The organism is Bacillus sp. IBL03825, from assembly GCF_024712505.1.
In the GTDB taxonomy this organism is placed as follows: Bacteria; Bacillota; Bacilli; order Bacillales; family Bacillaceae_G; genus Bacillus_A; species Bacillus_A wiedmannii.
This window is the reverse complement of record NZ_JAMXKE010000001.1, coordinates 2,242,916-2,254,876: the sequence shown is the minus strand read 5'-3', so window position 1 is coordinate 2,254,876 and position 11,961 is coordinate 2,242,916. Positions and strand designations below refer to the sequence as shown.

The following is an 11,961-nucleotide window of genomic DNA, read 5'->3' as shown; positions in this document are numbered from 1 at the left end:
TATTATTATTGTTGCTTCTCATATACATGATAATAGTACGTATACGGATTCTTTTCATCCGTTAAACCTTTTTCAACAAAAACTTCTTTCCAATTTGTCATATCCATTTCTGGGAAGAATGTATCTCCTTCAAATGCATGATGGATTTTTGTTATATATAACTTGTCTACGTAAGGTAAAAAGAGATCATAAATTTGTGCTCCGCCGAAAATAAAGATTTCCTCTTCATTTTTGCATAGTTCAAACACTTCTTCTACAGAATGTGCTACTTCACAACCTTCAACATGATACCCTTCATTACGAGTTACAATAATATTACGTCTTCCAGGCAGTGGTCTACCAATCGCTTCGTAGTTCTTTCTGCCCATAATAAGTGAATGGCCCATCGTTGTTTTTTTTACATACTGTAATTCACTCGGTAAACGCCAAGGTAAATTATTATCTTTGCCAATTACTCTATTCTCGTCCATTGCGACCATAAATGAAACAATCATTTTTTCATCTCCTCTACAATTATACTGCAACCGGTGCTTTAATTGCTGGGTGTGGATCATATCCTTCAATCGTTAAATCTTCCATTTCAAAATCAAACACAGATTTCACATCTGGATTTAATGTAAGTTCCGGGAATGGACGTGGTTTACGTGCCAATTGCTTTTCTACTTGTTCAAAATGATTCGTATAAATGTGTGCATCTCCAATTGTATGAACAAATTCTCCCACTTCAAGACCACATTCATGTGCGATTAAATGTGTTAGTAATGAGTAACTTGCAATGTTAAATGGAATTCCAAGGAATATATCTCCACTTCTTTGATATAGCTGACAAGAAAGTTTGCCATCCGCTACATAAAATTGGAATAGCGTATGACAAGGCGGTAATGCCATACTTGGTACATCTTCAGGATTCCAAGCAGAAACAATTAGGCGACGTGAGTCTGGCGTTTTTTTAATCATTTCAATTACATCTTTTAATTGATCAAGTGTCTCACCAGCTGTCGTTTTCCAAGCACGCCACTGCTTACCGTATACGTCTCCTAAATAACCATATTTATTTGAGAAATCATCATCTTCTAAAACTTTCTTTTTAAACAATTCCATTTGCTCATCGTACTGCACTTTAAATTCCTCATCTTGTTGTGAGCGAAGACCGAAATCAGTCATATCAGGACCAGTATACTCATCGCTTTCTACCCAGCTCTTAAATGCCCATTCATTCCAAATATTATTATTATGCTGCAATAAATAACGAATATTTGTATCACCTTTCATAAACCAAAGCAGTTCACTTGCTACAAGGCGAAACGGCACTCTCTTTGTCGTTAATAAAGGAAAACCTTTACTTAGATCAAAACGCATTTGATATCCAAATACAGATACAGTGCCTGTCCCTGTACGATCTTCTTTCTTCGTACCATGCTCCATTACATGGCGGCATAAATTTAAGTATTCATTTTCAGCATGTTTCATATGTAGTAAAACCTTCTTTCAATCGTGTATGAAATTTATCATAACATGAAAAATAGTAAATCTAATCATCCTAATCAATAAAAAATATTTCTATATTAACAGAATTCTACCCCTTTATATTTTTACAAAAGGTAAATTTATAATCGCCTGATCCTAAATCCTTTTCAATGTTATGTTCTGCTTTCCAATTCGTTTCGTCTATCCGCAATGTAGTGCTTGTATTTGGTGGTACAGAAATCTTGAGAAAGGCTTGTTCATTTTCTACACGCCACTCAATCTTAATTTCTCCATAAGCTGTCTCACGTTTTACTCTAATCCATTCTAAATTCGAATCAAAATGTGGTTGTACATAAAAATGTTTATATGCAGGTTTTGTCTCATCCATTTCTAATCCAATAATATATCGGTATATCCATTCAACGATAGAGCCATATGCGTAATGATTATAAGAATTCATACTATCATTCCAAAGTGTTCCATCCTCTTTCACGCCATCCCAATGTTCCCAAATCGTTGTGGCACCTTTTTTCACTTGGTATAACCATGATGGATAATCTTCATAAAATAGAAGCTTACAAGCAAGGTCATGCCTGTTAAACTTGCTTAATATTAAATTCAAATACGGTGTTCCTAAAAAACCTGTTGTTAAATGATTTTTATTTTCTTTTAATAGCTCAATTAAGCGATTAAATACTTTCTCCTTCACATCATCTTTCACTAGTTCAAAAAGAAGTACTAATATGTGGGCTGTTTGGGTATTTGAAATTAACCTTCCATTCGGTGTAACGAATTCATTTTGAAACGCTTGAACAATATTTCCATGTAACTCTGCATAAAACTTAGCATCTGTAGTTTCATCTAAAATCTCAGCAATTCTTCGTAAAAGCGATGTAGAATACGCATAATAAGCTGTCGCAATAAAATGCTTGTCTGTTCCGCCTTCATATACATCTGGTTTCGTATCTAATGCAAGCCAATCTCCTAAATGATAGCCTGTACCCCATAAATACTCGTTCTCACCTTGTGAACGTATGTAATCTATATACTTCTTCATACTGTTATATTGTTCTTTTAAAATCGATACATCTCCGTAATGTAAATAATGAACCCACGGGCATATAATTGCTGCATCGCCCCAACCACCAGAAGTATGTAAATCAAAATCCGCTCTTTTCCCAAAAGCATCTGGAATAACTAAAGGCACAGCTCCATTAACATTTTGATCTAATGATAAATCTTGGAGCCACTTTTTAAAGAACAATTGTACATTCATAATTTGCGTAGCTGTCCCAATGAACATTTGTGCATCTCCGGTCCATCCAAGTCGATCATCTCGCTGCGGACAATCTGTTGGCACATCAAAAAAGTTCCCTCTTTGAGACCATTCCACATTATGATGAAGTTGATTGATTAATGGATTAGACGTTTCAAATTCAGTCGCTTTTTCCATATCCGTATGTAATACAATCCCTTCAAAATCTGTTATTTGAGGTGGCTAGGTTAATCCACTTATTTTCACATACCTAAAGCCTTGATATGTAAAATGTGGTTCAAACGTTTCCTCTTCTTCTCCTTTTGCTATATACACTATTTTTTGTTTTGCCTTTCGGAGATTTCCAGTATAAAAACTACCATCTTTATTTAATATTTCAGCATGATGCAATTCTATCTTTTGCCCAATATAAACATGACGGACTATAAATCGAACCCACCCTACCATATTTTGCCCCATATCAATGAGCCATTCGTGATTCGGTAGTTTTGAAATAGAAATCGGTTTTATAATTTTCATTTTACGAATTGATTCATTTTCTTGTGCAACAATTATTTGTTTAGAATGCTCAGTTACTTCAACACCTTCTAGCTCTTGCCCACTTTCTTCTAGCCTAGCGTCATAAACCTCACCTTCATAAATTTCCGAATACAAAATAGGGCTTGGAGTTACTTTCCATGTTTCATCCGTTACAATTTTTTCTTTCGTTCCATCTTCATACGTTATATGTAATTGAGCAATTATTGCTCGTCTTCTCCCGTAATAATTACGTACATGATGCATGGTAAGTGGTCCCTTATACCAGCCATTACCTACCAGAACCGAAATAGTATTCTGCTCAACCTTTAATAAATGCGTTATATCATACGTTTGATACAGTACTCTCTTATCATAACTTGTCCATCCAGGGGTAAAATAACAATCTCCAATGCGCTCTCCATTTATAGAAGCCTCGTATAATCCTAAACTTGTGATATATAAACGCGCTTTTTTAACTACTTTTGTAATAGAAAAAAATTTATTAAAAGACATAACTTGCGTTCGTTCTTTTTTCGCAGCAATCCAGTTCCCGCTCCAGTTATCTTGCCCTTGTAATCCAGTCTCCCAAAATGCTACTTCTGACCAAGATGATTCTTCTCCGTAATTATCCCATACCTTTACCCGGTAAAAATAACGCGTTTCCGCTCTGTATGAAAATGAATTGATTGGTATATGTAAACTTTGATCTGTTTCTACTTTTCGCGAATCAAACATTATAATTTCAAAATCTCTATCCTTCGCAACCTGCAATTGATAAGCAAGTTGTTTTACATTTCGGTTACTCGACTCAAGCAGCCAACTCATTTTAACAACTTTTGAATCTATACCTATCGGATTTTTTTTATTATCGCAAAGTACTCTCTTTATTGTTAGCACACTTCTTCACCATCTTTTCTATATCTTAATTTAAATTAATTATAATAAAAATAAAATTCTAAACAAATAATAATTTCATTCATTCTTACAAAATTATTAACTTTCCAAATTTATAAAGGTTTTCATTTTCTATTACCGAAAGTATAGTGCGGTAGAACAAAATTTATATTTGGAGGTTAGAAGTATGTCTAAAATTGAAACTCCTGTTATGACTTCTTTACAAACAACGGTTGAAAAAATGATGAAGGATTTAAATGTTCCTGGAGCTGCTGTAGCTGTTATAAAAGACGGTGAAGTTATTATTTCAGAAGGATTTGGCTATCGAAATTTAGGGACAAAAGACACTGTTACACCGAATACTCGGTTCGCAATCGGTTCCTCAACGAAAGCTTTTGGTACACTTTCATTAAGCTTGTTAGCACAACAAAATAAGTTTAATTGGGATACTCCTGTCCAGTCTTATATACCTAACTTCTCTTTATCTGAACTACTTGCTAGCTCACAAGTTACCGGACGAGATTTAGCTTCTCATCGAACTGGTGTAAGCCGTCATGAGGCTCTTTGGTACAGCTCTTCCTTATCTCGAAAAGATCTCGTTGAAAAAATAAAACATTTACAACTTGATGCACCGTTCCGCACAGCATTTCTTTATAACAACTTAATGTATGCAACAATTAGCTACATTGTTGAAAACATTACAAATCAAACGTGGGAGCAATACGCTACAGAACATATTTTAGAACCTTTAAATATGAGACATACAAATTTCTCTGTTACAGATTCACAAACTACAGATGATTATGCTTTACCTTACATTGAAAATGAAGGTGAAATAAAAGAAGTTCCATTCCGCAATATTGATACGGTTGGCGCTGCTGGTTGTATTAATTCTACAATTGAAGATATGGCCAATTGGGTCCTTCTTCACTTAAAACAAGGGAAATTTGGAGAGCATGAATTAATTTCTCCTGAATTATTACAACAAATGTATACACCGCACAATTCAATTCCAGATCAACCGGTTTTATCACTACCTGAATCTCCATTAAATAGTTACGGCCTTGGTTGGTTTATTAGCGCTTATCGTGGTAATAAGGTGATTCATCATGGTGGTAATATTGATGGATTTTCAGCGCTTGTTTCATTCATACCAACAGAAAACATAGGCCTTGTCATTTTAACGAATGCTGGAGGTACATTACTACCTACTTATCTCGCTAATCAAATTTATGACGAACTACTTGAATTAGAATCCATTGATTGGCATAAACGTGCTGTAGAAGATACTGAAAAAATGAAGGAAATGATGAAAGAAGCAACTGAATCCATTCCTGAACAAATTAAAGGGACTACACCTTCTCACAAGTTAGAAGATTATACCGGTACTTTCGAGCATCCTGCATATGGAACATTACAAGTATACAAACGAGATGATTCGTTATTTGTAAAATTTATGGAGATGGACATTCAATTAGCGCATCATCATTACGACATCTTCTCTGCAAAAGTTGACTTATTCCAAATGAAAATGAGTTTATTATTGGCTTATGAAATGAGTGTTAGTGGTGAATTCCCATCCCTTCAGTTACATGTACCAACTATGTTAAGCACGCAGCCGCTTGCATTTAAGAAAATTAAATAAATATTTTAATAGAGGGAAGATAACACTTCCCTCTATTTCCCTTTAAATTATCCATCCGAAAAAAAGGATAATACGTAAAGGATACAGAATTCTATTATTCAACTAATTAAATTACCAGGAGGAAAAGCTGTGTACACAGAAATTTCCAAAGAAATTGTTTCGATTACTCATCACGATTATTCAGGTTGTATAGATAAGGAAGGATGGGACGATCCTGCTACTTATTTACAGACAGTTGAAAAACTAGAGAGACAAGGAGAACTAACACCAGTACAATTTACTGAAATTGTACGTGATTACTTACTAGACTTTAAAGATAATCATATGTTTTTCAAAATGCACTCTAAAAATCAACCTCTTAACAGTGTTGGCTTCCAGGTGAAAAGATACGAAGACCGCCTATATATTACATCCAATTCACAAGAAATAAGAGTGAAAAAAGGACAGACTATTCTAGCATTAGATAATATGAAAATTCCAGAGTTATTAATAAAATATAAGAAGTATTTAAATGAGAATACATATGAACGTGAAAAATGGGATTATGTTTTATTAAAATCATCAAATTGTACACTTATAGATGAAAATGGCGTAACCGAAACCATTACTTTACAAAAGTATAAACAAAGCGAATATACGCCTATTTATTCATTTAAACAGCAGAATAAAGATACACTCTTAATTACTTTGACGGATTTCGCAAATACTGATGCTATTAATAAATTATTAGACTTACATAAAGATGAGCTTAATACTTTTCCGAACTTAATAATAGATGTGCGATTGAATCGTGGCGGGAGTGATGATGCATTTTTTAAATTACTTCCTTACTTATTCGAAGACAAAGAGATTTCCCTTTTAGATTCTTCAGATACAATGCAATTAAATCATACAGAACGAAACTTTCATTTACGCATGAAAGACATCGAAATGGAAGATTATGATTCTTTAGACGAACTTTCCAAAATATTCACAGATATATTTATTCAAAATTTAAAAAAGAATTATAAAAAAGGATTCGTTACATTTGATACTTCTGAGTTACCAAAAGAACTTCAATCATTAAAAATACACGGACGAAAATCACCTTGTAGAGTAGTTATATTAACAGATGTTACATGTGGAAGTTCTGGTGATTCTTTTGTAGAAGTAGCAAAAAAATCATTGAAAGTAAAAGTAATTGGTCGTCCTACTGCTGGTTTAAATGATTATTCTAATTTAGCGGTAATGGAATGGGCTGATACATTTGCACTTTACTACCCTACTTCACGGCTCTCTATTATAGATAAAGGCGAAGGAATGTCCGGAATTGGTATACAGCCGCATATACATATCCCGTGGACTCCGGAACATCTACAAGAAGATGTTGATTTAAAATTAGCATTACAACTGCTTCAAAACGAAGAATGGTAAAAAAATAAAGGTAGATGTGAATCACACCTACCTTTTCTATTTCATATTAATTTTTCTGGTTGAAACCAAATTGGCTTTAATGACTCAAAGTCTTTATGATCTTCTAAAACTATAGTAAGACGCTCTAACGTATCATCTAACATGTGCGGTGCTGCTCGTAAACTCCAGACAACTGAAGAGAAAACCGTCATGCCAACGTAAACCGCATATAATTTCCAAAACTCCTCTGGTATTCTCCCGTTAAAGTATCCTTCTATTTGTCCGATTGAATACGGAATACTAATGTCCCTTGCAAATAGTGCAATTTTTACGAAATCATGAAGTGGGTCGCCCCAATCGTAGCCATTAAAATCAACAACACCTACATATTTCGCATCACGTACAATTATATTTTCTAAATGAAAATCATCGTGTTGAAATCGATTTGGGCGGCTTTGTAAATATATTTCATTTTCATCTATAAACTTAATGATTTTATCATCTTTTTTTATTTTTATTCCACATGTTTTATATGCCTCTACATATTTTCGATGTTTTTTCATTGCTCTTTCATACCATGGAAGGATATCCTTAGGAGCTTCATATGTATGCATTTTTGCTAAATCTTTTCCTGCCTCTATACCAATTTCATATTGTTCTTTTGGTGAATACGTAGGCAATAGCTTCTTCGCATCTTCCCCTTCTAAATATGAAAAAATGCCATAGCATAAACCTTTTTCTGCCAACAAACCCATTTCAATTGGTTTTTGTGCTTGCACACTACGGTTTTGCATTTCATTTAAAATTTGAAACTCTATTTTCTTTCTTTCATACTCTTTCATATCGCCTGTCCGCAATAAATATTTTTCGTTATTCGCACACGTAATTATATATTTCTTATCTGGTGAGAAACCTTTGGAGATTTCTTCAATATTAACTGCATCCTTTACTATTTGTATATTGTTTTGCCATGCTGTAATTGTCTTCATATATACTCCCCTTACATTTCTACATTTGGTGTATACGCTACTTCTATTATAAAACCATTCGGATCGTAAAAAGAAATGGGCTCCTCTAATTTGCTACCCAAAATTCAATATGATGAATACCTGCTCGAAGTGTATTCATATTAAGAATACGCCCCTTGTACTACTTGTACAATTTCCATCGGTGTATTGACCATATAATCTGGTGCATCTTTTTTCACTGTTTCAATGACATCATATCCCCAAGATACCCAAATTACATTTACCCCAGCCTTTTTACATGCTGCTACGTCTCGCTGTTCGTCACCAACATATAACATATCTTTCTCTGTTATCTTTTTGGATTTTAAAAACCGTTTTATCATTTTATCTTTTCCGAACAAATTTTTTGAACAATACACTTCTTGAATATTTTCTATATCATTATTGTGTAAAAATGCTCGAATATGCTCTTCTGAGTTCGATGATATGACTGCAATTCCGTAGCCTTTCTTATGTAGTTCATCTAATACATCCTTCATCCCATGGAACAAAATGAGATCTTTTATAGCAGGTTGATACAATTTATAAAACTCTAATGCTAATATCGGTAGTTTATACAGTGGTACATCGAGTTGTTTACATCTCTCCGGCATCGTTAATTTACGTAAATACTCAATTTCTTCTTCCCTTACGGTTTTATATCCATGCTTTTCAGCAAGCTGGTTATAAATTGGTACAAATATATTTTGTGAATCTACTAATGTGCCATCAAAGTCAAAAACAATATATTTTTGCATTCCCATACTCCCTTACTTCTTTTTTCCTAAACCTATTTTATTCAACAATATAGTTGTCTTACCCTTCTATAAGCATAAAAAAGAACAAGATTTTCTCTTGTTCTTTTTAAGAAAGCCATTTTGGCGGTACATTCGTATTCCAATAAATATTTCCTAACTCATGGTGTCCTGAGTACCCATCATCAAATCGATGATAGTGGAAATTAAAATAGTAACCATCTTGCGGTGGATGATCTCTTCTTACATGAAATCGCAATAAGTCATTTCCTGATTTCGTGTCATACACATGAAAAATCTTTTCATTATTTCCGCCAGCTGGCCTTTGAGAAATCGCTAATGATTGCAGCGAATCTTCTGGTACATCATTGGCAAGCTGAGCAATTGCCTCTTCAATTTTCGGTAATATTACATCTTTAAACTCATCTTCAATTACTGGACCAATTTTAGTGCCAAACTTTTGCATCGACTGCTTCTCTGCTTCTAGCATTGCATAAGTAATAAAAGTATCGGTGGTTAACCTGTCATTCGTTTCTTCATATGTATAGGACGTACTCTCCAAATTTTGTTGCCCAGCTGTACTCGTAGGCTTGTCCGCAGCTTTGGCATTATCAAGCAATATGGAAGGAGGCGTCACTAAACCAAATGTAAATACGGTAATTAATGCGACTAAGGTTTTTCTAAACCAATTTGGCATTTATGTTCCCTCCCTTTCACTCATTATATTTTATATAACGGTTGTTTCTTCTATTATACAAAATGATTGTAATTTTTGCACTTTACAATTTTGTTAACGTTCACATATTTTTCACTTGAATATGAAATTGTAAGATTTCATACAATATAAGTACAACAACAATGAGGAGGCAATCAGATGACTTTAGATGTCATGTATTCCGCCGCAAGCATACTCGTTTTAGTATATTTCCTTTATCAATGTGTAACAGATTAAAAAAAGAGCCATTTTCCGGCTCTTTTTCTATGGTAAAAATACAATCCAACCAATCCATACTATAAAAATAATCCCGGCAATTACAGCAGGTAATAAATAAAAATGAGAAAGTATAACTATTCCATACAAAAGCAGTACTGGAAGTAATAAATAGCGATCTGCCTTCCATCTTAACAGTAGTAATTTTCCTTCATCACAATATAAATGAAGAAACATTTTTTTCGTAAATTCATTCCAATAATCGCGCGCATAACGAGAAATTGCAACTAAAGAAAATACAAGAATAATAGCTACAATCCACCTCGGACTCATGATAATACTTACAGTACTTATACATACAATTTGAATATAAAATATTCGTGCACTACTTGTACGGAAAAATTCTTTTAAAAAGGATTCAACAATACGAGAATCTTTTTTCTTCCCTAAAAACTTTTTAGAACATGGAAACATCCACGGCTTTTTATTCGAACTACTCGGTTTAGCCGCATGACCACCAACTTGCATAATCCCACTCGTCCAGCGCATACTTTCTTCTTTCTCTTTCTCAACTTCTTTAAAAAAGCAATTTTTATAATTTAGTTTTTCTTTTATCAATACGATAATTAATAAAACTGCTAGACCGATACATAGTATAGAATAAAAGGAATTTTTATAAATAAGAAACAGACTCAATCCAAAAAAGGATAGACTTATAGAAAATATCACATTTTTTACAATCCATAGTAGCCATCGTTTCCCCACACGTATATGAATAAATCTCGTTAACAACGACAACATAAATCGAAATGCAGTAAAAAATAGCCAAAATAATATGATTTGTACCTGCGCCACTCCAATACTTTTCATCAACACTGGTAACATAGCAACTACTACCACTACATTCGTTATCGCTATTCGAATTAACGTATATGTCATGCCATACTGGATTAACTTTTGCATGTGAGCGGGATAAGAAATTAAAAATAAACTATCCGCTTGTTCAAAAAATGAGCGAACTCCTCTAGAATATGTAATCACATAAAATGCGAGTAAACCTAATCCGAAATAAACTGTCTCTCCCATCGATAATTCTTCCATCCATAGTGAACGATAATAAATCCCTATAAATATAAGTGCAGGAATAATAATATATAGTGCAACCGTCCAATCCGTTATAGAACGTATGGACTTCCATTTACGCCCCAGTTCATGGCGCAATCTTTTATAAAATTGTTGTTTAATCATGCTGTTCACGCCTTACTATTACATCAAAGCAGTCTAATAATGAACTCCCTCGCATTTCTGCTAACGCTTGGATAGATTCTAGATTTCCATCTGCGACTAATGTACCTTGTGAAATGAGTAAAAATCTCTCACAAATTCTTTCAGCTGTGTCTAATACGTGCGTACAAAGTAAAATACCTGCGCCACGTTCTTTTTCTTTATATAAATAACTTAAAAACTCTTTCGTAGCTACTGGATCTAAACCGATAAAAGGTTCATCAATGATATAAAAATCTGGTTCAGTTAAAAATGCCAAAATGAGCATCGATTTTTGTTTCATACCTTTTGAAAACTTTGATAAATACTCATGTTTATGTTTATCCATTCGAAACATATGTAATAACTCTTCTGCTTTTCTTTCCCAGCTTCCTACTTCGTTCTCGCGAGCATCCATTAATAGTTCGATATGTTCCCAAAGCGTCAAATAATCATAATATGTCGGGTGTTCCGGCACGTATGCATAAGGATTTTTCTTTTCACCAAATGATATTTCACCATTCATATTTACAAGTAAACCGAGCATCGTTTTAATCGTCGTACTCTTCCCAGCACCATTCGCACCAATAAGTGCAACTAATTCACCTTTTTCAATTGAAAAGGCAATATCATGAATTGTCTTTTCCCCTATATCATATCCGGCAGAGCGAATATTCACGTCTAACATACATTCCCCTTCTTTCCATTTCCAATAAAATCAAGGAAAAGAATAACATATAACTATCTATATATCATTATAAAATATTTATTTTCATAGCAGGAATACATACTTTTTAACAGAATATTTAATG

9 protein-coding genes and 2 pseudogenes are annotated in these 11,961 nt (G+C 33.7%); 2 read left to right on the top strand and 9 right to left on the bottom strand.

Annotated features, from left to right (window positions below; all coding sequences use genetic code 11):
• Nucleotides 1-5: 5 nt before the first annotated feature.
• The 3 genes and pseudogenes from NHG49_RS11595 to NHG49_RS11585 form a co-directional block, all read right to left on the bottom strand.
• Complete coding sequence (locus NHG49_RS11595; protein ID WP_000637214.1) at nucleotides 6-494, bottom strand: dihydrofolate reductase; 489 nt, start codon at nucleotides 492-494, stop codon at nucleotides 6-8.
• Nucleotides 495-513: 19 nt separating this feature from the next.
• Complete coding sequence (locus tag NHG49_RS11590) at nucleotides 514-1,470, bottom strand: thymidylate synthase (protein ID WP_222655347.1); 957 nt, start codon at nucleotides 1,468-1,470, stop codon at nucleotides 514-516.
• 106 nt (nucleotides 1,471-1,576) lie between these two features.
• Nucleotides 1,577-4,159 (bottom strand): annotated as a pseudogene (locus NHG49_RS11585) (family 78 glycoside hydrolase catalytic domain).
• A 184-nt stretch (nucleotides 4,160-4,343) separates the two neighbouring features.
• On the opposite strand from NHG49_RS11585, the gene NHG49_RS11580 reads away from it, so the two are divergent.
• Both NHG49_RS11580 and NHG49_RS11575 read left to right on the top strand, forming a co-directional pair.
• Nucleotides 4,344-5,801 carry a serine hydrolase gene (locus NHG49_RS11580; protein WP_098103302.1) on the top strand — a complete coding sequence of 486 codons (1,458 nt, stop codon included), beginning with the start codon at nucleotides 4,344-4,346 and terminating at the stop codon, nucleotides 5,799-5,801.
• A 129-nt stretch (nucleotides 5,802-5,930) separates the two neighbouring features.
• On the top strand, nucleotides 5,931-7,214 hold the full coding sequence (locus tag NHG49_RS11575) for a S41 family peptidase (RefSeq protein ID WP_088046796.1): 1,284 nt from the start codon (nucleotides 5,931-5,933) through the stop codon (nucleotides 7,212-7,214).
• Nucleotides 7,215-7,255: 41 nt separating this feature from the next.
• Here NHG49_RS11575 and NHG49_RS11570 read toward each other — a convergent pair whose 3' ends face one another.
• From NHG49_RS11570 to NHG49_RS11545, 6 genes and pseudogenes are all read right to left on the bottom strand, one after another.
• Nucleotides 7,256-8,182 carry an aminoglycoside phosphotransferase family protein gene (locus tag NHG49_RS11570; RefSeq protein WP_098103303.1) on the bottom strand — a complete coding sequence of 309 codons (927 nt, stop codon included), beginning with the start codon at nucleotides 8,180-8,182 and terminating at the stop codon, nucleotides 7,256-7,258.
• Between the two features lie 29 nt (nucleotides 8,183-8,211).
• Nucleotides 8,212-8,321 (bottom strand): annotated as a pseudogene (locus tag NHG49_RS31660) (aminoglycoside phosphotransferase); the annotation flags it as partial.
• 1 nt (nucleotide 8,322) lies between these two features.
• Nucleotides 8,323-8,958 (bottom strand): HAD family hydrolase, encoded by a 636-nt coding sequence (locus NHG49_RS11560; protein WP_001174998.1) that lies wholly within the window; start codon nucleotides 8,956-8,958, stop codon nucleotides 8,323-8,325.
• A 106-nt stretch (nucleotides 8,959-9,064) separates the two neighbouring features.
• Nucleotides 9,065-9,652, bottom strand: a complete 588-nt coding sequence (locus NHG49_RS11555) for a YpjP family protein (RefSeq protein ID WP_064477370.1) — start codon at nucleotides 9,650-9,652, stop codon at nucleotides 9,065-9,067.
• 282 nt (nucleotides 9,653-9,934) lie between these two features.
• Nucleotides 9,935-11,134, bottom strand: coding sequence for an ABC transporter permease (locus NHG49_RS11550; RefSeq protein WP_098103305.1), 1,200 nt, complete (start codon nucleotides 11,132-11,134; stop codon nucleotides 9,935-9,937).
• Nucleotides 11,127-11,837 (bottom strand): ABC transporter ATP-binding protein, encoded by a 711-nt coding sequence (locus tag NHG49_RS11545; protein WP_258126022.1) that lies wholly within the window; start codon nucleotides 11,835-11,837, stop codon nucleotides 11,127-11,129. Before NHG49_RS11545 ends, NHG49_RS11550 begins: the two co-directional genes overlap by 8 nt.
• Nucleotides 11,838-11,961: the final 124 nt, after the last annotated feature.